General features: G+C 50.7%; 29 protein-coding genes and 1 tRNA gene. 11 read left to right on the top strand and 19 right to left on the bottom strand.

What is annotated here, in order from left to right; all coding sequences use genetic code 11:
- Positions 1-9: 9 nt before the first annotated feature.
- A complete protein-coding gene (gene pgl / locus VFT64_10490; GenBank protein ID HEU5048256.1) occupies positions 10-696 on the bottom strand; it encodes a 6-phosphogluconolactonase in 687 nt (228 codons plus the stop codon).
- An 11-nt stretch (positions 697-707) separates the two neighbouring features.
- Positions 708-2,174 carry a glucose-6-phosphate dehydrogenase gene (gene zwf / locus VFT64_10495; GenBank protein ID HEU5048257.1) on the bottom strand — a complete coding sequence of 489 codons (1,467 nt, stop codon included), beginning with the start codon at positions 2,172-2,174 and terminating at the stop codon, positions 708-710.
- A gap of 192 nt (positions 2,175-2,366) precedes the next feature.
- On the opposite strand from zwf, the gene VFT64_10500 reads away from it, so the two are divergent.
- Complete coding sequence (locus VFT64_10500; GenBank protein ID HEU5048258.1) at positions 2,367-2,720, top strand: RidA family protein; 354 nt, start codon at positions 2,367-2,369, stop codon at positions 2,718-2,720.
- A gap of 24 nt (positions 2,721-2,744) precedes the next feature.
- Positions 2,745-3,224: a GyrI-like domain-containing protein gene (locus VFT64_10505; GenBank protein ID HEU5048259.1), complete on the top strand. Its 480-nt coding sequence runs from the start codon at positions 2,745-2,747 to the stop codon at positions 3,222-3,224.
- Positions 3,225-3,227: 3 nt separating this feature from the next.
- Here the strand turns inward: VFT64_10505 and VFT64_10510 are convergent, their stop codons facing one another.
- Positions 3,228-4,136, bottom strand: coding sequence for a site-specific tyrosine recombinase (locus tag VFT64_10510; GenBank protein HEU5048260.1), 909 nt, complete (start codon positions 4,134-4,136; stop codon positions 3,228-3,230).
- Positions 4,120-5,793, bottom strand: a complete 1,674-nt coding sequence (locus VFT64_10515) for a hypothetical protein (protein ID HEU5048261.1) — start codon at positions 5,791-5,793, stop codon at positions 4,120-4,122. The genes VFT64_10510 and VFT64_10515 overlap by 17 nt, the downstream gene beginning before the upstream one ends.
- Before the next feature lie 225 nt (positions 5,794-6,018).
- Here VFT64_10515 and greA point away from each other — a divergent pair, with 225 nt between their 5' ends.
- The 4 genes from greA (at position 6,019) to VFT64_10535 (ending at position 8,933) form a co-directional block, all read left to right on the top strand.
- On the top strand, positions 6,019-6,495 hold the full coding sequence (gene greA / locus VFT64_10520) for a transcription elongation factor GreA (protein HEU5048262.1): 477 nt from the start codon (positions 6,019-6,021) through the stop codon (positions 6,493-6,495).
- Positions 6,496-6,554: 59 nt separating this feature from the next.
- Positions 6,555-7,658 carry a DUF2336 domain-containing protein gene (locus VFT64_10525; GenBank protein HEU5048263.1) on the top strand — a complete coding sequence of 368 codons (1,104 nt, stop codon included), beginning with the start codon at positions 6,555-6,557 and terminating at the stop codon, positions 7,656-7,658.
- A 6-nt stretch (positions 7,659-7,664) separates the two neighbouring features.
- Positions 7,665-8,810, top strand: coding sequence for a DUF2336 domain-containing protein (locus VFT64_10530; GenBank protein HEU5048264.1), 1,146 nt, complete (start codon positions 7,665-7,667; stop codon positions 8,808-8,810).
- A 49-nt stretch (positions 8,811-8,859) separates the two neighbouring features.
- Positions 8,860-8,933 (top strand) — tRNA-Gly (locus VFT64_10535).
- A 28-nt stretch (positions 8,934-8,961) separates the two neighbouring features.
- Here the strand turns inward: VFT64_10535 and VFT64_10540 are convergent.
- From VFT64_10540 to VFT64_10550, 3 genes are all read right to left on the bottom strand, one after another.
- Positions 8,962-10,800, bottom strand: coding sequence for a hypothetical protein (locus VFT64_10540; GenBank protein ID HEU5048265.1), 1,839 nt, complete (start codon positions 10,798-10,800; stop codon positions 8,962-8,964).
- 158 nt (positions 10,801-10,958) lie between these two features.
- Positions 10,959-12,599 carry an ATP-binding protein gene (locus VFT64_10545; GenBank protein HEU5048266.1) on the bottom strand — a complete coding sequence of 547 codons (1,641 nt, stop codon included), beginning with the start codon at positions 12,597-12,599 and terminating at the stop codon, positions 10,959-10,961.
- Positions 12,596-14,098, bottom strand: a complete 1,503-nt coding sequence (locus VFT64_10550) for an ATPase domain-containing protein (protein HEU5048267.1) — start codon at positions 14,096-14,098, stop codon at positions 12,596-12,598. The genes VFT64_10545 and VFT64_10550 overlap by 4 nt, the downstream gene beginning before the upstream one ends.
- A 127-nt stretch (positions 14,099-14,225) precedes the next feature.
- On the opposite strand from VFT64_10550, the gene VFT64_10555 reads away from it, so the two are divergent.
- On the top strand, positions 14,226-14,762 hold the full coding sequence (locus VFT64_10555) for a GrpB family protein (GenBank protein HEU5048268.1): 537 nt from the start codon (positions 14,226-14,228) through the stop codon (positions 14,760-14,762).
- Positions 14,763-14,781: 19 nt separating this feature from the next.
- Here VFT64_10555 and VFT64_10560 read toward each other — a convergent pair whose 3' ends face one another.
- On the bottom strand, positions 14,782-15,198 hold the full coding sequence (locus VFT64_10560; GenBank protein HEU5048269.1) for a DUF2267 domain-containing protein: 417 nt from the start codon (positions 15,196-15,198) through the stop codon (positions 14,782-14,784).
- A 151-nt stretch (positions 15,199-15,349) separates the two neighbouring features.
- Between VFT64_10560 and VFT64_10565 the strand changes: the two genes are divergently transcribed.
- Entirely contained in the window at positions 15,350-16,222 is an 873-nt protein-coding gene (locus tag VFT64_10565) for a DUF72 domain-containing protein (GenBank protein HEU5048270.1), read from the top strand.
- 5 nt (positions 16,223-16,227) lie between these two features.
- On the opposite strand, the gene VFT64_10570 is transcribed toward VFT64_10565, so the two are convergent.
- Positions 16,228-16,620, bottom strand: coding sequence for a DUF3224 domain-containing protein (locus tag VFT64_10570; GenBank protein HEU5048271.1), 393 nt, complete (start codon positions 16,618-16,620; stop codon positions 16,228-16,230).
- Positions 16,621-16,717: 97 nt separating this feature from the next.
- Between VFT64_10570 and VFT64_10575 the strand changes: the two genes are divergently transcribed.
- Positions 16,718-17,284 carry a DNA-3-methyladenine glycosylase I gene (locus tag VFT64_10575; protein ID HEU5048272.1) on the top strand — a complete coding sequence of 189 codons (567 nt, stop codon included), beginning with the start codon at positions 16,718-16,720 and terminating at the stop codon, positions 17,282-17,284.
- A 7-nt stretch (positions 17,285-17,291) separates the two neighbouring features.
- On the opposite strand, the gene VFT64_10580 is transcribed toward VFT64_10575, so the two are convergent.
- Positions 17,292-18,212: a diguanylate cyclase gene (locus VFT64_10580; protein ID HEU5048273.1), complete on the bottom strand. Its 921-nt coding sequence runs from the start codon at positions 18,210-18,212 to the stop codon at positions 17,292-17,294.
- 72 nt (positions 18,213-18,284) lie between these two features.
- The gene (locus VFT64_10585) at positions 18,285-18,866 is read right to left on the bottom strand and encodes a YceI family protein (protein HEU5048274.1); all 582 of its coding nucleotides are present in this window, start codon (positions 18,864-18,866) and stop codon (positions 18,285-18,287) included.
- A gap of 311 nt (positions 18,867-19,177) precedes the next feature.
- Here VFT64_10585 and VFT64_10590 point away from each other — a divergent pair, with 311 nt between their 5' ends.
- Entirely contained in the window at positions 19,178-19,417 is a 240-nt protein-coding gene (locus VFT64_10590; GenBank protein HEU5048275.1) for an osmotically-inducible lipoprotein B, read from the top strand.
- Positions 19,418-19,448: 31 nt separating this feature from the next.
- The gene (locus tag VFT64_10595; GenBank protein HEU5048276.1) at positions 19,449-20,111 is read left to right on the top strand and encodes a hypothetical protein; all 663 of its coding nucleotides are present in this window, start codon (positions 19,449-19,451) and stop codon (positions 20,109-20,111) included.
- Positions 20,112-20,196: 85 nt separating this feature from the next.
- Here the strand turns inward: VFT64_10595 and rplQ are convergent, their stop codons facing one another.
- The 8 genes from rplQ to rpmD form a co-directional block, all read right to left on the bottom strand.
- Positions 20,197-20,613, bottom strand: a complete 417-nt coding sequence (rplQ, locus tag VFT64_10600; protein ID HEU5048277.1) for a 50S ribosomal protein L17 — start codon at positions 20,611-20,613, stop codon at positions 20,197-20,199.
- Positions 20,614-20,632: 19 nt separating this feature from the next.
- Positions 20,633-21,649 carry a DNA-directed RNA polymerase subunit alpha gene (locus VFT64_10605; protein HEU5048278.1) on the bottom strand — a complete coding sequence of 339 codons (1,017 nt, stop codon included), beginning with the start codon at positions 21,647-21,649 and terminating at the stop codon, positions 20,633-20,635.
- A gap of 105 nt (positions 21,650-21,754) precedes the next feature.
- A complete protein-coding gene (gene rpsK / locus VFT64_10610) occupies positions 21,755-22,177 on the bottom strand; it encodes a 30S ribosomal protein S11 (protein HEU5048279.1) in 423 nt (140 codons plus the stop codon).
- 35 nt (positions 22,178-22,212) lie between these two features.
- Complete coding sequence (gene rpsM, locus VFT64_10615; protein HEU5048280.1) at positions 22,213-22,593, bottom strand: 30S ribosomal protein S13; 381 nt, start codon at positions 22,591-22,593, stop codon at positions 22,213-22,215.
- Positions 22,594-22,683: 90 nt separating this feature from the next.
- Positions 22,684-23,358, bottom strand: coding sequence for an adenylate kinase (locus tag VFT64_10620; GenBank protein ID HEU5048281.1), 675 nt, complete (start codon positions 23,356-23,358; stop codon positions 22,684-22,686).
- Positions 23,355-24,695, bottom strand: coding sequence for a preprotein translocase subunit SecY (gene secY, locus VFT64_10625; protein ID HEU5048282.1), 1,341 nt, complete (start codon positions 24,693-24,695; stop codon positions 23,355-23,357). Before secY ends, VFT64_10620 begins: the two co-directional genes overlap by 4 nt.
- A gap of 67 nt (positions 24,696-24,762) precedes the next feature.
- Positions 24,763-25,224, bottom strand: a complete 462-nt coding sequence (gene rplO, locus VFT64_10630; GenBank protein ID HEU5048283.1) for a 50S ribosomal protein L15 — start codon at positions 25,222-25,224, stop codon at positions 24,763-24,765.
- Positions 25,225-25,276: 52 nt separating this feature from the next.
- A complete protein-coding gene (gene rpmD / locus VFT64_10635; GenBank protein ID HEU5048284.1) occupies positions 25,277-25,438 on the bottom strand; it encodes a 50S ribosomal protein L30 in 162 nt (53 codons plus the stop codon).
- Between the last annotated feature and the right edge of the window lie 23 nt (positions 25,439-25,461).

Raw genomic sequence — 25,461 nt, forward strand, 5'->3', positions numbered from 1 at the left:
ACTTCCTCTTCAAGCCGCCCAGTACACTTCGAGCGGCACCTTGTCCTGCTGTACGATAGCACGCACCGGAAGCGTGAGGCAAGAGCCGGGTTTCTGCGCTTCTTCGTACAATGTTTTCTTCTTCGCGCCGGTAATGTGCAATATCAGCTTACGGCAGTTCAGCAGCGCCGAAAGTGTCTGCGTCATACGCGGGTGCGGCGCATAGGATGGCGGGTTAATGGCAGCACAGCGATGCGGATTATTAAGCTCCAGCGCTTGTGCAAGACCTTCCGTTTCCGGGAACAGGGAAGCAGTATGCCCGTCTTCTCCCATACCCAGAATCACCACATCGTAAGGAGCCTGCATCACTGCCAGCGCCTTTTCCACCTCTGCAACACCTTCAGCAGGCGTTGCAGCCTTATTCTTAAGACTCACAAAATGCGCACCATTTGTAAGCAGCTGTTCGCGCACCATACGCTCGTTGCTGTCTGCTTCATTCGGTTCCACCCAGCGCTCATCCGCCAGCGTAATCCATATCTTATCCCACGCAAGCGCATGCTGCTTCAGCGCCGCAAAAAACGGCTTGGGCGTGCTGCCGCCGGAGACGACAAGACTTGCCTTGCCGCGCTCACGTATCGCTGATGATAGAGCCTTCGCCGTATCTTCCGCCAATTGTATAGCGGCAGCATCCGACGAGGGAAATGAATGAAACGCCATTACTTCTAAACCTATTCTGACTCTTGCCAGCGGCGTCCGTCGCGCGCCATAAGCGCACTTGCGTCCGCAGGCCCCCAGCTGCCCGCAATATAGGGCTTGGGTTTCTGGTTATTTTCTTCCCAGCCATTGAGGATGCTTTCCGCCCAAACCCATGCAGCTTCCACTTCGTCGCTGCGCATGAAGAGGGTTGGATTGCCGCGCACCACGTCCATCAGCAGACGCTCATAAGCATCCGGCGTGCGCTCCTCGAATTCTTCCGAAAGGCTCAGGTTCAGATGCACCGGCTTCAGGCGGTATCCACCCGGTCCCGGCACTTTGGTAATCACTTCAAGCTTGATGCTTTCGTCCGGCTGCAGGCGGATGATCAACTTGTTCGTATGCGGCTCAGTAGCCTGATCCGGGAAAAGCTGGTGCGGAACGGGACGGAACTGCACCACGATTTCCGAAAAACGCTCCGGCAGACGCTTGCCGGTACGCAGGTAAAACGGCACACCGGACCAGCGCCAATTATCCACATGCGCCTTAACTGCCACGAATGTTTCCGTATCGCTGCTTTTCTGACCGAGATCTTCCACATAGCCGCCGACCGGCTTTCCGCCGGAAGCGCCTGCGCGGTATTGCCCGCGGATCGTATCGCGCACAACATCCGCCTTAGTGAACAGGCGCAGCGAACGCAACACCTTCAGCTTTTCATCGCGCAGAATATCCGGCTCCAGACGCGGCGGCGGCTCCATTGCAATGAGACACAGCAGCTGCAGCAGATGGTTCTGCACCATATCGCGCAAAGCGCCGTATTTGTCATAGTAACGCGCACGGCTTTCCACACCGAGGCTTTCCGCCACCGTGATCTGCACATGGTCGATCGCCGTGCTGTTCCACACTTTTTCGAACAGATTATTGGCAAAACGCAGGATCATCAGGTTCTGCACCGTTTCCTTGCCCAGATAATGGTCGATACGGTAAACTTGTCGTTCCTCGAAATATTTCAGCACTTCATTGTTAATGGCACGGAACGATTCCAGATCGTGACCAATAGGCTTTTCCAGCACCACGCGCGCATCCGGCGTCACAAGGCCCGCATTATGCAGATTACGGCAGATTGCACCAAATACATCCGGCGGAGTCGAAAGATAGAATACCCGCACCTGATTAGCATCCTTGGCAAAAAATGCCGCCAGCTGGGCATATGCCTTGACGTCATCCGCATCTACCGCCGCGTAATGGATATGCCTGGAGAAACGGTTCCATACGCCCGCGTCGAAATCCGCGGAAGCGACATGCTCCTCGCACGCCTTCTTCACCATCTCCACATACTGGTCGAGCGCCGCGCGGCCGATACCCAGAATGCGGCTGTTTTCAGGAAGCTGGCCGTCACGGTAGCGGTAATATAGGCCCGGGAGGATTTTACGCAGCGCCAGATCGCCATTGCCGCCGAAAATAACGATATCGGTCGGGGAAAGAGGAGGTACAGAAGACATTGTTTCTATCTTAATGACAAGCTTGATTAATTTTTAAGGGACTACTTTTGTAACAGCAGCCAATGGCTTCGGTCAAGTTCCTCGATAGCCCAGCCACTACTTATCCCTTATTGAGACGCCCTAGCCCGCTTGACGGCAGGATTGCAAGCAGCTAATGCTATTGCTCATTCTATAAACCATCAGGCAGACAACATGACAAATATCACCCGTATTGGCGCTGGCCCGCGCATGAGCGAAGCCGTTATCCATGGCGACAAAATTTATACCAGCGGTGTCGTTGCGGATCTGACGATGGGTAAATCTGTCAAGGAACAGACGCAGGAAATCCTTGAACAGATTGACACATTGCTCGCTCAGGCAGGCAGCGACAAGACCCGCATCCTGAAAGCCAATATCTGGCTGACTGATATTAAAACCTTCAGCCAGATGAATGAAGCATGGGATGCATGGGCAGTTCCGGGCCAGACTCCGGCGCGCGCCACGGTAGAAGCAAAACTCGCCGAACCGGGCTATGACGTGGAAATCATGATTGAAGCTGTTCGCTAACCGTATATTTCATATAGGAAAACCATGGTCAACCTGACACAAGACCCCACAACGGTCACCCTTGAACCCGCTTTGCTTCTATATCTGGAAAAAACCGGTCCCTTTGCAATCAATGCCCCGCTCGCATGGCAGGAATTCATTCCCCTGGTGAAAGCCCATATCGATATGGGCAATATCATTGTCGGTGTGGGATTAAGCCATATCGATTCCAGCAAGAAAGGCAATGATGCCTTCGTTTATCAGGCGGGCATGCTGCTGAGAACTTCTCCGGCAACCGTGCCGGAAGGGTTGCAGCTGCGTACGCTGGCTAAAGGTAAATACGCAAGCTTCCTGCTCACCGGTTCTTATATGCAGTTGCCGCAAGCCTACCCGGCCGCCTTTGAGATTCTGGCAAAAAAGGGCTATAGCACGCGCGACGATTTCTGCATCGAGAAATACCTCACCAATGCAGAAACCACACCGGAAGCGGAACTCAAGACCGAGATTTTGATTCCGATCGTATAGATTTTATTTCTTCGCCAAAGGATGATGCTCACTCACGAGCTTCGTAAGCTTCTCCTTTTCAATATGCGTATAAATCTGCGTAGTGGAAATATCCGCATGTCCCAGCAGTTCCTGTATCACGCGTAAATCCGCTCCGCCGGAAAGCAGGTGGCTTGCGAAAGAATGGCGCAGCGTATGGGGTGAAATACTTTCGGGATCAATCCCCACTGTCACCGCCAGTTCTTTCAGCATCTGCCCGAAACGCTGGCGCGTAATATGACCTTCTTTACCGCGCGATGGAAATAACCAGGCACTGGAGATTTTTCTATTCTTAAGATCTTCAAGATGGGTATTAAGTGCTTCAAGCGCATGGTCATGCAGCGGAACAATCCGCTCTTTATCCCCTTTGCCACGCACGATCAGGAAATGCCGCCCTTCTGCCCCGGCCTTCTGCACAGCCGAAAGCGGCAGCGTCACCAGTTCCGAAACACGCAAGCCCGAAGCATAAAGCAGCTCCAGCATGGCCGTAAGCCGTTTATCCTCTGCCACTCTCGCCGCTTCAATCAGCCGGGTAATATCGTCTTGTTCCATGCTCTTAGGCAGGCTGCGCGGTTGCTTAGGCACTTCCAGCGCCGTAGCCGGATCGTCCTTGCGGACATCGTCACTATAGAGAAAATGAAAGAATTGCTTAAGGCTGGAGACGCGCCGCGCCACCGTCCGCGGAGAAAGTCCGCTTGCACTGAGCGACGCCACATAGGCTTCGAGCATTCCCCTGTCCGCTTGTGCAAAACCGGATTTACGCTTTGCTAGAAAGCCTGCCGCCTCGCGCAGGTCCCGTCCGTAAGACTCAATCGTATTACCCGCAGCCCCGCGTTCAGCTGCCATCATCTCCAGGAAAGACTCGATTAGTGCGCTGTCACTGCTTCCTTGCATATAACCGCAACTCCTCATCCTTGGTATCCAGCGCACGCGCACCTTGCCAGATCAGCTTCCAGCCGGGTCCGTGTTCGAGATGCTCCGAACGCAGCTCCACCGTAAAAAGCAGTGGCGCGGTCGCCACATCAAACTGTGGCACAATGTTCAGCCTGTGGCCAGGCATAAAATATTCAAACATCGGTCCGACACTTTCTCCCATGCGGTATTCTTCCATCTTCTCCCCCCGGTAGGGCGAGTGGTCGATAAACTCCTGCATCTGCGTGAGCACCGTACGATAGCTTCTGGTTTCATCCGTCCATGGCAGCAGCAACATCATTCCCACGATCCAGACCGATGCAACAGCAAAGAACCATATAAGAACGAGATGATTCACATCGCGCGCCCGCAGGCGGAACAAAAACAGAAAGCATACGGTCGCCAGAATAGCCACTAACACCGCTGGCCATTGGCTGTAGGGCGGCATGAAATTGACTGGGAACACTCGCGCAACCGCAGCCAGGTTATGGCCCGTCATTAGCCCACCCCATACAATCCACAGCAATATTATCGTTGCCAGAAACAGGATACGAACCATATGGTTCCACCCAGCCGTAAACCGCGCATTAAGTTTCAGCACTTCGGGAGCCGCAAGAACCGTGAAAGCCGGGATTAATGGCAGCATGTACAGGGCGCGGCTGGAAGCAGAGATTAACAGCAACAAAAGCCCCACCACTGAAAGGACGGCAGGCAACAACCATTGCGGCGCTAAAGCAAAAATCCTTTTCCTGCGCCAGTCGTGTATCCTTCGTACGGTACGTAGCAACACCAGCGGAAATACTGGAAAACAGAACCAAAATACAGAATAAAGCACGTAACCGCACTCATTATTAGCCCCAAGCCTGGAGACAGAAAAACCTACAAACCGCCCAACATTATTTTCCCAAAGCCACTGCGTAAACAGCGCAGGAGAATCGCGATACAGCAACAGCGGCCAGATTACAAAAAATGGCGAGGCCACTACGCCTGCCAGCAGGAGGGCGTTGAGTGTAGGCAACGTGCGTAACCTCTTCATCAAGACCAGCAGCACCGGCAGGCTTATCCCGAAAATGCCAAGCACAAACATGCCTTTGGAAAGGAAAGCGATTCCGGCGCCAATTCCAAGCCAGAGCCCTGCCTCCTTCCAGCGCATATTTTCACAGGCAAGAAGGCTCGCTCCGTATAATGTAACCGTAAAACCGGTAAGCAGCGCCACATCTGTAAACATATCATGCGAGTGACGGAGTACCCCGATTGTACCCAGAAATAAGAGCAGAGCGGTAATACGGAGCTCCTCTGCATGCTCCTTCCCCCTGAATAGTACTTTGCAAGTTTTCCACAGGAACCCGCATGTGACGAGCATATAAAAGAAGCTGGTCAACCGCGCGGCATTATGCAGCGCCAGCCACGGGCTCAGCGCCTTGCACAGTATAACCGCACTCCAGTAATAAAGCGGCGGCTTTTCCATGAAAGGCACGCCCGCATTGGTAGGAATCAGCCAGCTATGCGTGGTATAAAAATGATAGATAATACCGAAAGTGTAAGTCTCATCCTGTTTCCAGGGGTCATGGCCGATAATTCCCGCGAGCAGGAAAACAAGGATAAAACAGATAGTAAAAATACGCGGAAAATTTTTCACAACTTTTAGCATGAAATTAACTAATCATTAACAAAAAGTATTTACAATTATTAATAATTGAGAAATATTTCATTAATATGTTCGGTAAGTACAGGTTTTCGATAAGAAATTCAATATCAATTAGCAGACAATATATGGCGAAGACGGTCTTGACCAGCGTGTTATATGACGATAGTGTGACGGTAACGGAAAGAATATAACTTTTAGATTTGACGTTTGTTTTATATGGAAAAAATACCGATTACCGCGAAAGGCTTCCGTGAAATGGAAGCGGAATTGAAAAATCTTAAAACAGTAGAGCGTGGCAGCGTAATTAAAGCGATTGCCGAAGCCCGCGAGCATGGCGATTTGAAGGAAAATGCCGAATACGCCGCTGCGCGCGAAAGACAGAGTTTTATTGAAGGGCGCATTCTGGAATTGGAAGGCAGGATTGCCTGCGCCGAAGTGATAGAAGTGTCCAAACTGAGCGGCGAAATTGTGAAATTCGGCGCTACGGTAAAGCTGATCGACGAGGACTCCGAAGAAGAATGCATCTACCAGATCGTCGGTGAATACGAAGCAGATATTAAGAAAGCGATGTTGTCTATCACCGCCCCCATTTCGCGGGCACTGATCGGCAAGCGCAAGGGTGAATCCGTAGAAGTGACGACCCCCAAAGGAAGCAAAAGCTATGAGATTATCGAAGTTATCTTTGAAGAATAGGCGCTGGGCTCCTCCCAGAGCTTCAGTCCGTTATCTGAAGTGCTGAGGGGATAAAAGCCATGCGAATCCAGCCTTCCGACCTGCAAAAACTGACTGCAGACCCATCCGCGGATGTTCGCGTGGATGTCACGGAAAAAATCGCTTCTGGATTCAAAAACGGCGAATTCACTATCAGTGAAAAGAAAATTGCTACCGAAATCTTCCGCCTTCTCGTCAACGATATTGAAAAACGCGTACGCATCGCATTAAGCAAACAACTGGCAGACAGCATGGACGCACCGCATGACGTGGTGCTGAAGCTTGCCAATGACGTCAAGGAAGTGGCCCTCCCCGTACTCCAGCATTCTTTCGTGCTTACGGAAGGCGATCTGATCGACATTACCCACCATTCTCAGGATACGGAAGTCATGTCGGCCATCGCACGGCGCGATATCGTTTCACGGGAGTTGTCGGCAGCACTGCTGAAAAAATCAGACATGACGGTGGTGGAAACGCTCTTAAGCAATAAGAACGCCAGCATAGACGACCGTGGCCTCAATGAGATCTATACAGGCTATTCCTCCAATATCTCCATGCTGGAGCTGATGGCAAAGCGTGGCGGCATCCCGGCAACGCTTGCGGAAAAGCTGTTCGTCGTCGTATCTGACGAGGTCAAGAAGATCCTGACCAGGCAATATAATATCTCATTCCAGGTCGCAAGCGACTCCGCCCAGTATGCACGCGAGCTGGCCACGCTTGGCCTGATCGACGACTCAATGCAGAAAATGGAGATGGAAGACCTTGTCTCCCACCTCGACAAAAACGGAAGACTAAGCTTCTCGCTTATTATCCGTTCGCTCTGTCTGGGTAATATACGCTTCTTTGAGTACGCCATGGCGAAACTCGCCGGCATCTCCAACATGAATGCCCGCATCCTGATACTCGACCGCGAGAACGGTTTTGAAAAACTTTATGAGAAAACCGGCCTGCCGCCGGAAATGTTCAAAGCCATACGCTATCTGCTGACCATCGCGCTCGAGGAAACGGCGCTCGGCCGCTACCACCGCAACGATTTCCGCCAGCGCCTGGCGTCCCGCATTTCAAAGGATAGCAACGCCACCAAGATCGAATATATGGACTATATAGTCCTGCTGATTCAGAACAACATGGTTGATAATGGATAAATAGTTATGTATGCAGCAACTTATACCGCCACCGAAGCAGGGATGCTCAGCACCATGATACTCAGTGACCAGGATATAGATCGCCTGCTGAACGAACAGACCCCGTCTGTGCGTGTCGATCTGGCGGATAAAATCGCAGGCTCGCACCTGAACCGCCAGTACAGTCTCCACGATTTCGCCATCGCCGAACAGGTCATGCGTATTCTGGTTAAGGATACAGAAGTCAAGGTGCGTGAGGCACTGGCAACCCGCCTCAAGGAAAATCCTTATATCCCAAGGGACATTATTCTCGCCCTGTCGCACGATGTGGAATCCGTCGCCTTGCCCGTGCTCGAACACTCCCCGCTCCTGTCGGATGCGGAACTGATCTCCGTCATTGTAACCTGCAAGAGCGTAAGCAAGCAGTCGGCCATCGCAATGCGCAAAGCTGTCTCTAAGGATGTATCCGTCGCGCTGGTCTCCACCCATAATTCCGAAGTGGTAGAAAAACTCGCTAAAAACCACAATGCGGACATTCCTGCGGAAGCTTATCACGAAATTATACGCGACCACGGCAAGAACCAGATCATTATGAAAGCCGTGGCGGAACGCCCCAACCTGCCTGTCACGATCGTGGAAAAAGTCATTAGCATGGTGTCGGATTCGCTGGCCCGCGACATGCGTGCGAAATACGATATCGACCAGTCCGTGCTGGCGCTGGAAGCAGACAAGACACGCGAAGTCGCCACCCTGATGCTGGTGGACGGCAACGCCGAGAAGCAGGAAGTGGAAAAACTGGTCGAGCAGTTACAGGCTTACGGCAGGCTGACCCCATCCATCATCCTGACATCATTGTGCCGCGGTAACCTGTATTTCTTCGAAACCAGTCTCGCCCGCCTCTCCAGTATTCCCGTGCGTAATGCGCAGCTCCTGATCCATGACAAAGGCGGCCTCGGTTTCAAGGCGCTTTATAACAAGGCAGGCCTGCCGGACAAATTCTTCGCCGCCTGCAAAGTGCTGCTGGAAGTGGTCGCCATGATCCGGCGCGCGCAGCCTTCCCTGAAAGGAACGGATTACTCGAACCAGGTCATCCACAACCTGCTGGCCAAGACCGCCGGACAGAATGTCGACAACCTTTCCTACATTATCGCCCTGATCCGCCAGGCCGCTTAAATATTTGACACCCCCAGCGCCAGCGCCTATAAAGCTAGCCTTCGCTTATGCGGGTGTAGTTCAATGGTAGAACAGCAGCTTCCCAAGCTGCATACGTGGGTTCGATTCCCATCACCCGCTCCAGAAAACTTAATAACTTCCTGTTTCTCTTTTACCGCCCCATCCCCTCCTCCATCTGCCTTCGTGTCAGGCCAACTGCTCTGTGCGGTTGAGTCGGTGGCAAAGAACGAAATGGGGGGGGCTGCTCCGCCATGTTCAACAGTTCTAGCGTAGGCTTCTCAGGAGAATATGGCGCTACCTCATGTAATTGCTCATGATTCGGCAGCTCTGCCTTTGATGCTTCAAAAAAGCTTTGCACGGCTCGCGGCTCAATACGCCACACTTCGCCATCACGCATAAATACAACAGCATGCTCCTGTTTATATGCTTCACCTATAGCTTGAGCCAGCCATTGATTGACATTCTCGTCGCTTGCTTCTCCCCAGTAAAGATCGCTATTTAAATGTCTGGCTGAAAGGCGATCACTTCTGTTTACCAGGGCATGAACAGAATCCTGATTTACACGATAGGCTGCACCGCACGCCACGAAATGCGACTCTTCACCGGTAAGAAGTGTATTCTCAATCGCCGCAACAGCACGGTTTCCTATCTCATAACTTTGTTGTTTCTGGATATACTCCTGCCTGAGCTTCGGCAATTTATCTTCGATTCTCCTTGCGACTTCATTTGTATATGCGGTAACCACTTCATCTCCGGCCGCTAGCCTGGTGCTTATTTCGCTGTATATTTTCTTGAGCATAGCCCCATAAGCTTCATGTTCCTTACTTCCTCCTTCGCTACCCTGCCTGCGTGTTACCGCATCCACCCATGCCTGGCCCCTGCCTCCCGCCTGTCCCTGCACTACACTTACAAGCGGACAGTTAAATGGCTTAACATTCGTAGCATCGGCAAGATAATGACTGCCCCCATAACGCGTATATACAGGCTCTACTGTTCTCTTCCCTTGCCTCTTTGAATATAGCGGTTCTTCCTGCCGACCTGTGTCATCATCATAAGTATATAAGGGCCGCAGATCTGTCTGCCGCCGGAAGCTTCCGTTCTGGGCGGGAAAAGCAGCCGTTTTATAAAAAAAGTTTTCTGTTAATAGGGCCTCATCGACTGGTTCCCTTTGCATGGCCGTATCTTTTCCTAAGGCCACCACCATCCCAGGAAGGAAAGCTGACGTAAAAATCGTCTGCTCCCATACGGAGGTCGCAAAATTATCATAATGAGAAAGATCGCTCACTGTAATGCGTGTATCTTCAGCCTCAAGCCCTCTCTTCTGGAATTCCCGCCCCAATTCGATCAGGTAATCCATTATCACTGCCTGATAAGCAGGAATAGCCAGCGCGAGTCCCGGATTTACACGACCGAACTCCATTCCCGCAAGTATTTCCGTACTGGTATAGGGCTGGCTATCATGCCTTTTTCTGTCCGGCGACTTTGTATCAAAAGATAGCCTGTCATCAACATCCGCATTCACAGAAATATCATATCCCGGTATAAGCCCTCTTACATAAGGAGAATTCAAAATGGTGCCCGCTTCATAACGCTTCTGCACATACTCTTCGGCCCCTGCCATAATCAGTTTAGCCGCTTTCTTATAATTATTGAAAAAACGTAGCCGCACCTCCTCCGGAATATCATATCCCTCACGCTCTACCGTCATCTTCCCCAGTGTATAGGCCCGTTGCAGTAATTTTTCCGGCATCCACACTGCATCCGTTGGATCTATAGGGCCTTCCGCCCGCCAGCGCTCCTCCCTGGCGGCATTATACGCCTTCGCATCGGCATGTTCGGCAAACAATCCCTGATCTATTAAATGTTCCGCCATTGCACTGAAATCAAAGCCGACATCGGGCGGTGCTGCCGCATTGTACTGTCCGGGTTTAAACTCGTGATATCCCTCTACAGTATTTTCATATAGATCGTCATCTTCATCTGTACTCATTGTACACCCAGTCTATGCCATTCCCCCTTTATGATAACATCCTATATTTAACAAACTATTAACGCCTATCCGGCATGGCAAGCTTGGAAACTTATAAATTGAACAAAACCAATCATATTTATCCATAAATACATGGAATTACTCAGTAACGCTGCTCATTAGCCGGTTGCGCTGGAATAAAGCTTTTCCTGTGGCCGGATCAGATTGCTTAGCATGGCTTCCAGCCGGTCAGGGTCAAAAGGTTTGGCAATATAATCGTCCATCCCTGCCGCCAGGCAACGTTCGCAGTCACCTGCAAGCGCATGCGCGGTCATGCCGATAATGGGTAAATGAGGTAAATTCTTTTGCCGTTCATGCTCACGGATGAGTTTGGTCGCTTCCAGCCCGTTCATCCCGTGCATCTGCACATCCATTAATACAGCCGCAAAACTGCCTTCCTGTATTTTCTGAATCGCTTCGGCACCATCAGAAGCCACTTCGCAATCATAGCCGAATGTTTCCAGGAACGTTCTGGCAACCAGAACATTCGCGGGATAATCTTCCACCAGAAGAATGGTGGTTTTTACCCGTTCCACATGTGGATGAGGTATGGAGCGTGAAGATTGTTCGCGCTCTTCGGGAAGCAAAGTAGCGGCCACCTTAAGCGGCAGGCTGACTGTAAAAACGGAACCCTTCCCTAGCGTGCTTTCCACTTTTAGAGTACCGCCCATGATTTCGGTAAGCTTCTTGGTAATGGCAAGCCCGAGGCCCGTTCCCCCATATTTACGGTTGATGGAGGAATCGGCCTGCATGAATTTATCAAAAATCGCCGGCAGCTTGTCCGGCGCAATGCCGATACCGGTATCTTCAACCGCAATAGAAACGATCTGCATGTCGGATTTTGCATCCGGCAGCATAGTGATGGCAATATGCACACCGCCTTTCTCTGTAAATTTCACCGCATTGCTGCATAAATTCAGTATGATCTGGCGAATACGCGCAGAGTCGCCGATAAACGTGCGCCCCTGTACGGATTTATCGTCACTGCTGAACTCGAGATGCTTCTCCTGCGCACGCATGGAAATCATGCTCACAACCTCTTCGATGAGCTGTGCCATTGAAAAAGAAACCTGCTCAAGTTCAATCGTCTGCGCCTCGATTTTGGCCACATCGAGCAAGTCATTGATAAGCTCAAGCAGAGAATTCGCACTGGTCTGCAATGTGCTGATATATTCCTGTTGCTTTTCCGTGAGCGGTTCGCTTGAGGCAAGGATATTGGAAAGCCCGATCACCACATTCATGGGTGTACGGATTTCATGGCTCATATTCGCAAGAAATTCCGTCTTTGCCATATTCGCCGCTTCAGCCGCAGCTTCCTTCCTCTTAATCTCAACCAGATAATCGCGTAGCCGGTATTGCCGCTTGCGATCGCGCAATGCCGCCTGAACGGTGCTCACCAGTTCTGCAATCTGAACAGGACGTGCAATCATGGTCATATTGCCGATGGCCTGCAATGCCTGTGTGGTGGAAAAAGATTCTTTTCCGGCATGCGTCAATACTATCAGGGGAAAATCAGACCATGGCGGCTGATGCTTAAGCACATTCTCCAGAATATGCTCTTTATCGCCCCAAATAGCCTCTTCTGTAATAATGGCAGCATCTGCCCCCCGGGCAATGCCCTCGCACACCTGGTTTATACTCGAGCATATCTGTGTGTTAATCGATTGCCGAAGCAATATATCGGCCGTCGCGTTGGCATCCTTAGCCGTCGGAGCCAGAATCAATACGCGAAAACTTGAGGAAAAGATATTGGACCTCATGCGGTTTTCATCAGGCGCTCATCCTCCCCCACAAAGACCGGGGTCCCGGTAAGAATGCCCTGGAACTTATGCAGCTTCTCCCCTACACGCAGTCCGCCGCTCTCGATCTTAAATTCGCGGATACTGCGCTCATGTTCACCCATACGCTTCTTGAGGATCGATATAGTTTGTCTGACTTCCCCATGTGCTTCGAAATAGCGAAACAGCACGACTGAGTCAGCCAGGTAGCTGGTATCGATAGGCGTATTCATAGCGTTACCCAATAGGCCGTGCTGCGCCACCACCAGGATGGTGACAATATTCTTGTGGCCAAGATAGGTAAGCAGTTCATGCAGCTGGGCGGTCAGGAAATGTTCTTCCGGCATGGAGTTCAGGTAACCGTTCAAACTATCAATTACGACAACACGGGCAGCGGACTGTCCGTCTGCATCCTGCGTTGCCTGACGCACCGTGTGCGCGAATTCGCCGGGCGACATTTCAACGGGATCAATGGCCTGAATCGTAATATGTCCGCTTTTAACATATTTGCGTACAGGCTGACTCATGCCTTCAGCCCGCTGGATCAGCATTTCCATCCGTTCATCAAACGTAAAAATGGCAGCCCGCTCTCCTGCCTCCGCAACCGATAGTGCATATTGTACTGCCAGAGAGGATTTGCCCGAACCTGCAGGGCCTATAAGCAACATGCTTGCGCCATACTCAATCCCCCCGCCCAGCATATTATCCAGTTCGCTAATGCCACTTTTGAGATATGTTCTACCATGCGCCTGGGCATGCTCGGATGCCACCAGCCGAGGAAATATCGCGAGACCGCCCCTAACAATGTTAAAATCGTGATACCCGCCGCGGTATTTCTGCCCGCGCAATTTGGTAATACGTAAGCGGCGGCGTTCGGAACCGTATTCCGGCGAAAGCTGCTCCAGGCTGATAACACCGTGAGCAATACTCTCAAGTTGTTTATCCTCATGATTCAGCGCAGTTTTATCATCAAGAAAAAACGTTGTGCAATTACGGCCAATGAAAAACTGTTTCAATGCCAGCACCTGGCGACGGTAACGCAGCAGGTTTTGCGCTAATAACTTTACCTCCGCCAGTGAATCTATCACACAGCGTGCGGGTTTAATGGTTTCGATGCGCCCAATAATGGCTTTGGTCGTTTCGGAAAGCTCTATCTCCGATGGCTGGTACATAGTGTACTGATTTTCCGGCTGTAAGTCCGCCTCCTGCGCTATCATTTCGAAAATCTCAATACCACTCAGATCCCATCCGTGGGATTTAGCCGTTGCCATTAATTCCTGCTTGGTTTCCGACAGCGTAATGTAAAGCACCTTCTCGCCATTTTTGGCACCTTCTATTAGAAATTGCATGGCAAGTGTGGTTTTGCCGGCACCGGGTGTGCCATGAAGCAGGTAAACGCGGTTTGCCGGTAAGCCACCGCCCAATATATCATCAAGCTCCGCACTTCCGGTTCTAATATTGGTTGCATGATTATTAGGCATAATCCCTCTCTACTTTGAGTGGTCGATATTTAATACTGTTCAAAATCAATTTGTTGTATTGTACTAATATGGCATTAAGAAACAATATGGATTGTAAAACTCACATCTATTTCGGTATGATGCGGCCATGCTGGGACTGAAACATAACGTTAATTTTCTTGTCGATTACGATCCCCAATGGGAACAGGATTTTGCAGAGGAGCGCCTGCGGATTTTAAATGCTTTAGGAGAGTTGGTACTGGGTATTGAGCATTATGGTTCAACCTCAGTAAAAGGCATGCGCGCCAAACCTATTCTGGATATCATGGTGGGGGTAAACCCGTTAAGCAACTGGCAAAAATGCAAAGCCCCTCTCGAGCAGTTAGGATATGATTACGCCGAGCATGCCGGCGTGCCGGGACATCATATCTTCGGGCGCGGGCGTGATTTAAGTGAGCGAACGCATCTCATTCATATCGTGGAATTTGAGGGAGAATCCTGGCGCTCCGGCATCACACTTCGTGATGCTTTGCGCAGCAACCCCCAATTGCGGGAGGCATACATTCAGGAAAAAGAACGTGCCTGCAGGGAAGCCCCTGAAGGTAGAGCCAAATATAACCTGCAGAAAGCGGACTTCATTAGCAAAATGAAGTCAGAATTGCTAAAAACCAATAACAACGGATGATGTTCGAATGGTTTCACGACTATTTCCAGAAATCCTGTGCTTCCGTCGGCAAACTCATTAACATACGGCTAAAAGAAGCTAGCTCTACATGCTTACGTAAAGCTCTTGCCACATCCGCAATAGCCGAATCCGGCGAAAAATTATGATCCCGGCGAAATGACCGCACCTCTCTTGCCAGCGATTCACGATCCGCGAAAGGCAGCTTTTCCTCCTGTATATTCCAGCTCTCTACAAAAATAGCCCGCAAGAGAGGAGGAAGTTCGTCCGCAAAACGTAATGCGTCTGCAATATGAAGACGGCGACGGAACACATACAGCACGGCTTGCACTGTCGTATAGGTCTGATTACGTGTAGTCAGACCGGTTTCTTCTTTCGCATCCGCAAGAAATGCTTCAAATGCTTCTGATGCGTGCTGATATTCCATGGGAATCGTCATTTTCGGCCTCTCTTCTTTGGGTAATTCGCAATGTGGCAAGTGATCATATGTGAGCTTTAGCACTTCTTTGCAGGAAATCCTTCCGCAATATATGGATATTTTACGCTCCCCGCTTCAGCCTTACATTAGCTCCTAATAACAACACGGCACCATGGCAAAAGCATCGGATTCAACATTACAGGAACGCCGGGAAAAACGGCAGGCACGCAGAGCGAAACAGCATCGCGAGAACTTTATGCGCGCTGAAAAAATGCATGAATTACGCATGTCTAGTCCTCTTGCGTCAGAGCAACCTGAATTGAAGCATCGCTATTATATCGGCTGCTCCGGCTGGTATTATCAGGATTGGCGCGGCGTTTTTTATCCTGAGGAATTACCCAAAAACGAATGGTTTCATTATTATGCCAGCCATTTTGGAACCGTGGAGCTTAACGCACCGTTTTATTCCTGGCCCACCGCCGCTACCGTCAAAACATGGATCCGCCAGAATAAGCAGGAAGATTTTATCTATACCATCAAAGTCAATGAATTGATCACTCACAGCAAGGCTTTTGAAGACACACAGGAGACGATCCGGGATTTCGGCTATATTGCGGATATGCTGGGGCCGCAGATGGGCTGTTTCCTGTTCCAGCTTCCGCCCCGGTTTCAATATACACCCGAACGGTTAAAGAATATCCTGAGCCAGTTGGAACCCGGCAAACGCAATGTTATAGAATTCCGCCATGCCAGCTGGTGGAACGAAACCGTGTACAAGGCATTTCGCAAAAGCGGCGCAATTTTCTGCTCCTGCAGCGGCCCCAAACTTCCTGATGAACTTATACAGACTGCAGATGAGATTTATATCCGCTTCCACGGCACGCAAAACTGGTACCGTCATGATTATAGCCTTGAGGAGCTGAAAGTCTGGACCGACCGCATAAAAAACTGTAATCCAAAACACGCATGGATTTATTTCAACAACGACTTTTCCGGCCATGCCATCCGCAATGCGACATTGCTTATGAAGCTGTTAAAGGCGTAATCAGGTTAATCGATCATATAACGGAAAGTATAGAAATGCTTGCCGTCTTTTATATCGATCGTCATATCCCCCTTTAAACCCGCAAGTTCGCCGGTACCGGTGCCAGGCACAACAGTAATATACTGTGCAGGCGTTCCCTTATTCATGGCGGAGCTGTGCTGCAGACAGAAACTGCCTTCAATTCCCTCCACTTTTCCAGTCACCTTCTCCAGAGCAACATATCCCCCGGACTGGGTTTTCATATCCATGATCCCCATCATGGCCACGACGCTGGTGGCTTCCAGCGGTCCCGTAAATGTTTTTTCAAACGTCATCCTGCCCGCCCCGATATGCTGCAAAGTATCATCGACCGGCTGCGGAGTGGCTTTTACTTCGAAAGCCCCTTGAATCGTTTTCATTCTAACCTCACTCTATAGCTTTTGGCCGATACTGTTACGCATTGACATGTAAATTATCTATAGAATTATGATGCCAAACGTGAGTCATGAGGAACAAATGAATTCAGCCAAACCCCGTTGCGCCTGGGTACCGGATGGCAAACCCGATTATACGCATTACCATGATGCGGAATGGGGCGTGCCGGTGCATGACGACCGCCATCTGTTCGAAATGCTGTGCCTGGAAGGCGCACAGGCGGGGCTAAGCTGGTATACAATTCTGCAGCGCCGCAAGGGCTACCGCAAAGCATTCAGGAACTTCGATCCGGCCAAATGCGCACGGCTGACAGATGCAGAACTGGAACATATTCTGGCTACAGGAAACGTTATACGCAACCGCCTGAAAGTGTTCTCCGTACGCAAGAATGCCATCGCTTTTCTTGCGATCCAAAAGGAATTCGGCTCTTTCGATAGCTATCTCTGGAGCTTTGTCGGCGGAAACCCCAGAATCAACCGCCCCACAGGCCGTAATGACGTTCCTGCCAGCACAAAGGAATCGGATGCCATCTCCAAAAATCTCAAGAAACGCGGCATGAGTTTCGTGGGTTCAACAATTATCTATGCCTATATGCAGGCGGTCGGCCTCGTGAACGACCACACACAGGATTGCTTTCTTTGTCCCTGAGTAAGGATTAAGCTACAGCTTCTTCGTGGAACTGATAATTGCTGCCCATCGCCCGCTTGGCGGAGTACATTGCCGCATCCGCCCGCTGGATAAGACTATCACGCGTCTGCGGCGGCCCACCGAGCGTTGTCGCCACACCAATGCTGATGCCGACCTCCACAAGCTGCCCTGTCACCGGGAATGGCTCGGATACAAGATCGATAATCTTATTGGCGACCGCCACACAGTCATTCGGCCCTCTGACATCTTCGATCAGCACGGCAAACTCATCGCCGCCGAAACGTGCCGCCGTATCATATGGCCGCATGCACTCCCTGAGACGCTGTGCAACGCCTTTAAGAAGCGCATCCCCCGCAGCATGCCCCATCGTATCGTTAACCTGCTTGAAGCAATCCAGATCCATGAAAAATACCCCGATATGGATCGGGTGACGCCTGCTTCTGGCAAGCGCCATATCCAGACGGCTCTCAAAGGAATGGCGGTTGGCAAGCCCGGTTAGAGGGTCAAAGTGCGCTTTCCTTGCCAGCATGCCTTCCAGCTGCTTACGCTTGATCGCATATTGAATCGCGCGCCTTATATCCGTGCCGGTATTATGGGACTTGAACAGGTAATCCTGCGCCCCCGCTTCCATGCCGCGAATGGCCATTCCTTCATCATTATGCCCTGTAAGAATGACAACCGGAACATGCGGCATCATCTGCTGTATAGCCAACAGACCGCTGAACTCCACCGCATCGGGCAGATTAAGATCCAGCAGCACCACGTCATATATCCCATCTGCCAGTGCGCGCAATGTCTCCGCTATCGTGAAAACATGCTGGATTGTATAGGCATCCGGCGCAAGCGTCTGCAATGTTTTCTTAATCAGCAGAGCATCGCTCAGCGTATCTTCCACCAGCAGGAGTTTAATCGGGTGCGCTGCATTCATAAGCATTATCCTTGAGAGAGCTTTCTTATCCGGGAGTGAAGGCAGGAAGCATCCTTCCTGCCCTCATAGCCACTACTGCAGATTAGCTTCGCTTTCGATATCGATCTTCACCTGGTCACCCAGTCCCGGCAGGTAACGGTCGATCCCGAAATCCGAGCGGTTGATTGAAGTGCTAGCAGTGAAACCCGCCGTCATCTTATTCATCATATTCTTATCAAGCTTGTTCAGCTTCACATTGAGTGCAACGGGCTTGGAAACGCCGTGGAGCGTCAGCGTACCGTGAACGACCGCACTGTCCTTACCGTTAAGATCCACCCGGTCGCTCACGTAAGTGGCTGTCGGAAAAGCTTCTGCATCCAGAAATTCCTTACCTTTCACATGCTCATCAAGCTTGGCGATATCCGTATCGAGATTGGCAATCGGAATGGTTACATTCACTTTGCTCGCCGCCGGGTTCTGCTGATCGAGCACCAGGGTGCCCTGGATATTCATGAATTTGCCTGACGGATTGGAAAAACCGAAATGGTTGATATGGAATTCGACCGCCGTATGCATCGGGTCCAGCGTATAGGTTTCCGGTGAGGCAAAAGAAGGCGTTGCCAGTGTGCAGGCGAGCAATGTGCCATAGGTCAACCGGGAAAGAAGATGTCGCATAATCATGTTCCTTTTATAAGAAGTGAATGACAAGAGATTAATCAGGACGATAGTTTCTATTCGGGAAAAATACAAGCGGACACAATCGCATCGGGAAAAAAATTCCGCCTGTTCGCCTGATTAGTCATAACCTGATATAACAGAAAAAGATCAGCTGCAATAAACTACTGGATTTCCTAAGGACAAAACTACTCTTCCTGTGTCGTTTATAGACATTTTATACAATCGCTCTGAATAAAATACGATTGATTTATGCCATGCCGTTTATAATAGCCGGAGTTAAAACGCATCATGTTAGGGTGGTAATCGTTATGAAAAAATATGCACAATATATCAGCGCTATTTTAGTGGTCACACTTATAACTGCCTGCGGTGACACTCAGGGACAAAGAGCTTTATCCGGCGGCGCTATCGGTGCCGGTGCGGGTGCCTTAGGCGGTGCCGTTCTCGGTGGAAGCCCGGTAGGGGGTGCTTTGATCGGCGGTGCGGCAGGTGCGGCAACGGGTGCTTTGACAACAAAAAAACAGATTAATTTCGGCGATATTAAATAGCACTACATCGTCATCACATCCAGGATAGTATATGACTGAAAACACACAGGGTATTTCCAGACCGCAGTGGCTGGTTTCCTGTATCATCTCCATGCTGGTAGGCATAGGCGGAACGGCACTTTATTATAGTCCCCCGCCTCCTCCGCATGAGGTCGGTGAGGATACCTCATGGATAGCCTTGTCTCCTGCCAGCGATCCTTTGACTTATACGCAGGAAGCCATGTTTCACTCCGATATCAAACTGCCTGCAGTCACTTCTTTCTCCGGTAAGGTGAAATTCATTACAGACGCAACAAGCCAGAAACCTAAAACAAAACTTGGCTATGTGGTGGATATGAATATTGCGCCGCTGGATACCAAACAGTTTCCACCCCAGCCCAAGCCTAGCTCCGGAACCGATGCATCCGCGAAAGCAGCGCCAGTTCCCACCGTCGATTACGATGTAGTGTTCTATTTCATCCTTAAGGACAAAGACGGCTTCCCTCTGATGAAACTCGCCAGCAATGAAGAGACTGTGCATTCAGGGCAGAACAACCATTTTCAGTTCTATGCCAGGAATTACGTACCCGCATCTGTTGCCGCCAATACACGCGTGATAAGCGCACGCATTGAAGCGGTCAGGTGTTTAAGCTGCAGATCTGAGATCGAGCATGAAGCGGAACGGCGTAAACCGCACTCCATCTTCCATTTCTAACCATAAAGGACGGTTTCAAAACCAACACACAATAAAAAAGGCCGCTACTTTCATAGCAGCCTTTTTGGGTGGTCTAGCAAATGGCTTAAGCTGCTTCTGCCGGAGCTTCAGCAACCGGACCGGAGTCCTGGCCTTTTGCGGATTCATCGCGATCCACCAGCTCGATAATTGCCAGCGGAGCATTGTCGCCGTAGCGGAAGCCCGCTTTCAGCACGCGGGTGTAACCGCCCTTGCGGTCCGCATAACGCGTCGCAATGGTGCTGAACAGTTTTTCAACCAGCGCCGTATCCTGAATCTCTGCAATGGCCTGACGGCGAGCATGCAGACCGCCGCGCTTGCCGAGCGTAATCAGGCGCTCAACAACCGGACGAAGATCCTTCGCCTTCGGCAAAGTGGTGGTAATCTGCTCATGCTTGATCAAAGCCTGGCACATATTGGCAAACATAGCTTTACGGTGTGACGATGTAACACCAAGCTTTCTACCGCTAATTTTATGACGCATTGTATCTCTCCCTCATCCCCTAGTACGGATCTTCAAATTTACGTGCCAGCTCTTCAATATTTTCAGGCGGCCATTCCGGTACTTCCATACCGAACTTGAGCCCCATGCTGACGAGCACTTCCTTGATTTCATTAAGCGACTTGCGGCCGAAGTTCGGCGTCTTGAGCATTTCGCTTTCGGTCTTCTGTACCAGATCGCCGATGTAAACGATATTGTCGTTCTTCAGGCAGTTTGCGGAACGCACAGACAGTTCCAGCTCGTCTACCTTCTTCAGCAAATACGGGCTGAACTTCAGATCCGACTTTTCTTCTTTCTTTTCTTCCAGAGCCTGCTCTTCGAAATTGATGAACAGACGCAGCTGGTCCTGCAGGATACGTGCAGCAAATGCTACTGCGTCTTCCGGCGTAACCGTGCCATCTGTTTCCAAAGTCAGGGCAAGCTTGTCATAGTCAGTCACCTGGCCAACGCGGCTATGGTCAACTTTATAGCTGACTTTGCGGACCGGGCTGAACAGCGCATCTACCGGGATCAGACCGATCGGCGCATCTTCCGGACGGTTCTGCGAAGCGCGGACGTAACCCTTGCCCACTTCAACCGTCAGTTCCATGTTCAGCTTAGCGCCTTTATCGAGCGTGCAGATCACATGATCTTTATTGATGATTTCAACATCATGCGTTTCCGCAATCATGCCGGCAGTCACTTCGCACGGACCGACAGCCTGCAGCGACAGGTGCTTCTTTTCCGGGCTATGTACTTTAATGCGCAGCTCTTTAATGTTGAGGATGATGTTGGTAACGTCTTCACGTACGCCGGTCAGCGCAGAGAACTCATGCAGCACGCCGTCGATCTTGATCGCGGTGACAGCAGCGCCTTGCAGCGAGGAAAGCAGAATCCTGCGCAGGGCAACGCCGAGCGTATTGCCGAAACCACGCTCAAGCGGTTCTGCAACGATCGTCGCAATATTCGGATTGTTGCTTGCAACATCCACATCGAGCTTGTTCGGTTTAATTAAATCATGCCAGTTTTTGCTAATCACGGATTGTCCTCACTTCTTAGTGTTTGACGATAAAGTCTTATGTCCCACATTCACGATAAAAGATGAACGGCCTGAAGCCGCTCATCTTATGTATCACATCAAATATTAAACCCTGCGGCGCTTCGGCGGACGGCATCCGTTATGCGGAACCGGAGTGATGTCACGAATGGACGTCACAACCAGACCGACAGCCTGTAATGCGCGCAGCGCGGATTCACGACCGGTGCCCGGTCCTTTTACAACGACAGTCACCGTCTTCAGACCATGCTCCTGCGCTTTTCTTGCAGCGGCATCGGCAGTAACCTGCGCAGCATACGGCGTGGATTTACGCGAACCTTTAAAACCATGCGCACCAGCGGAAGACCAGGAAACGGTGTTACCCTGCATATCGCTGATCGTTACAATCGTATTGTTGAAGCTTGCATTAACATGCACAACGCCTGCACTGATATTCTTGCGCTCGCGCTTTTTAATGCGCCCTGCATTTGCGTCTTTGTCTTTGCCTTTAGCTGCCTGTGCCTGAGCCATAATAATCTAATCCTCGAGTTGCCTGTATTCAGGTATTATTTCTTCGTCGCTATTTTCTTACCGGCAATAGCCTTAGCCTTGCCCTTACGGGTGCGCGCATTTGTATGCGTACGCTGACCGCGAACCGGCAACCTCTTACGGTGGCGAAGACCACGGTAGCAGCCCAGATCCACAAGGCGCTTCACGTTCATCGACACTTCACGGCGCAAATCGCCTTCAACAGTGTAATCACGGTCAATGATTTCGCGAATCTTGATCACTTCGCTTTCAGTAAGCTGGTGCACGCGCTTACTCAGCTCAAGATCTGCTTTCTGGCAGATTTCCTCTGCTTTTTTCGGTCCGATACCGTGAATATACTGCAGCGCGATTAGAACGCGCTTCCCAGTCGGAATATTTACACCTGCAATACGAGCCACAAATTCTCCTTAAAACTCAATCACTTATAAAAAATAGGCCCAAACAAGGAACATCCAAGCCTATGGGTAAGAGAGCGGAAATAATATGAATTATTTCCCCGCTGTCAATCTTTTTAACGAACTTTGAAGCACTTTATCGATATACTTCGTTACTTCGCCAATTTCCGCCATTCCATCCACACTATGGAGCACACCGTGCTTTTCATAATAAGGAAGTAACGGGGCCGTCTGGAGGTGATAAGCCGCCAGTCGCGATTTCACCGTTTCACGATTATCGTCCTTACGGCGCACAAATTCGTGGGAACCGCAAACATCGCATACGCCCTGCATTTTAGTAGGCTTGAACTCATCGTGATAACCCGCGCCACACTTTGCGCATGCAAAGCGTCCGGCAATACGGTTAATCAGCATGGCGTCATCTACCGTGATCTCGATGACGAGATCAATATAGCGGTTCATGGCTGCCATGGTCTTGTCGAGTGCTTCCGCCTGCACGACCGTGCGCGGGAACCCGTCAAGAATAAAACCGTTACGGCAATCCGGCTGGGAGATACGCGACCGGATCAGCTCAACCATGATATCGTCGGAAACCAGCTGCCCTGCCTTCATGACCGAATCAGCCTGTTTGCCGATCTCAGTACCTTCAGCTACAGCTGCGCGTAACATATCACCGGTGGAAAGCTTAGGCACGTTCAGGCGCTTCTGTAATAATTCCGCCTGCGTTCCCTTCCCTGCTCCCGGCGGCCCTAAAAGAATAATGTTCATTTCTTCCCCTTGAGCCTTGCCTTCTTGATCAACCCTTCATACTGATGGGCAAAAAGATGCGACTGTACCTGCGCCACGAAATCCATAAGCACGTTAACCGTAATCAGCAGACTCGTTCCGCCGAGATAGAACGGCATTTTGTAATTCGCAATCAGAACTTCCGGAAGTGCGCATACGAAACATAAGTAAATCGCACCGACAACGGTCAGACGGGTCAAAACATAGTCCAGGTATTCCGCTGTATTCTTGCCGGGACGGATACCTGCGATAAATCCACCATATTTCTTCAGGTTTTCTGCCGTGTCATTGGCATTGAATACGATCGGGGTATAGAAAAAGCAGAAAAACGCAATGATCGCCATATATAAGACGATGTAAAGCGGCTGACCATGGCCAAGATACGCCGTCACTGTGGACATCCAGGAAGGACCTTTGCCCTGGTTGAAGCCGGCGATAGTCAGCGGGAACAACAGAATCGAACTCGCAAAAATCGGAGGAATCACGTTGGACATATTAAGCTTCAACGGCAAGTGCGAGCTCTCGCCGCCCATGATTTTCATCCCTACCTGACGCTTTGGGTACTGCACGATAATACGGCGCTGTGCACGCTCCATGAACACGATAAACGCGATCAAAGCCAGTGCAATCGCGATAACGATCAGGATAATCTCAACCGGAAGCGCACCGGTACGGCCCAGTTCAAGGGTGCTAGCCAGAGCGCTCGGAAACCCTGCAACGATGCCTGAGAAAATGATAAGCGATGAACCGTTGCCAATGCCGCGCGCGGTGATCTGCTCACCGAGCCACATGAGGAACATCGTTCCACCGACCAGCGTCATGGCTGTTGTCAGGCGGAAGAAAAGACCAGCATCAATAACTGCTGATACCCCATTTTCCTGCATGCTTTCCAGACCGACGGCAATACCGTAGCCCTGCATGAAAGCAAGCAATACTGTACCGTAACGCGTATATTGATTGATTTTGCGTCTGCCTGCTTCGCCTTCTTTCTTCAAAGCTTCCAGATGGGGAGAAGCAATCGTCATCAGCTGGATGATAATCGACGCAGAAATATAAGGCATGATCGCAAGCGCGAAAATGGTCATACGACCGAGCGCACCGCCCGAAAACATGTTGAATACACCAAGAACGCCACCGGAGTGATGTTTAAAAATCTGGGCCAGAATCTGTGGATCGATACCGGGAATCGGAATATAAGCCCCTATACGGGCTACAATAAGAGCGCCTATCACGAACCAGAGACGCTGCTTGAGTTCCTTTGCCTTGCCTATGACGCTGAGATCAAAGCTACCGGCAAGGCGTTCCGCCGCAGAAACCATAAATTCTGTACCTTACATTTTCAGGTTAAAGATTGGGGTAATCCGGGGAGAACAGCAACTGCCAGAATTAAGCAGCAGCTGCAACCGTAACTTTGCCGCCAGCCTTCTCTACCGCTTCAATCGCCGCTTTGGAAGCGCGCGTAATTTCAATCGTAAGCTTGGCTTTGATTTCGCCCTTGGAAAGGAGCTTCACGCCATGCGGATTTTTGCGGGCAACGCCTGCTTCAACAAGCGCTTCAACCGTAACCGGCTTTTTAGCATCCAGTTTACCAGCATCAACAGCCTTCTGCAGGTCGCTGAGATTCACAACGCTGAACTCAACGCTCTTATACTGGTTGAATCCACGCTTCGGCAAGCGACGGTGAATCGGCATCTGACCACCTTCGAAACCTTTGATACGCACACCGGTACGCGCCGTCTGGCCTTTACCGCCACGGCCGGAAGTCTTGCCTTTGCCGGAACCGATACCGCGACCAACGCGCATACGGCCTTTGCGTGCACCTTCGTTATCTTTAATTTCGCTCAACATATGTTCCTCGTCGCAATCTTATTTGTGAATCACGCTCAAAGCGTAATTACGATTATTCTACCACCTTTACCAGGTGCTTTACTTTTTCGATCATTCCACGCAGAGAAGGCGTATCTGCAAGCGTACGCTTACGGTTGATCTTATTGAGGCCAAGCCCGATCAGCGTATCGCGCTGATATTTCTGGCGACCGATAGGGCTGCCCGTCTGGATCAGCGTTACAGTCTTTCCCGAAGCAG

The sequence above is a fragment of the Rickettsiales bacterium genome, from assembly GCA_035765535.1.
GTDB lineage: Bacteria > Pseudomonadota > Alphaproteobacteria > Rickettsiales > JABCZZ01 > JABCZZ01.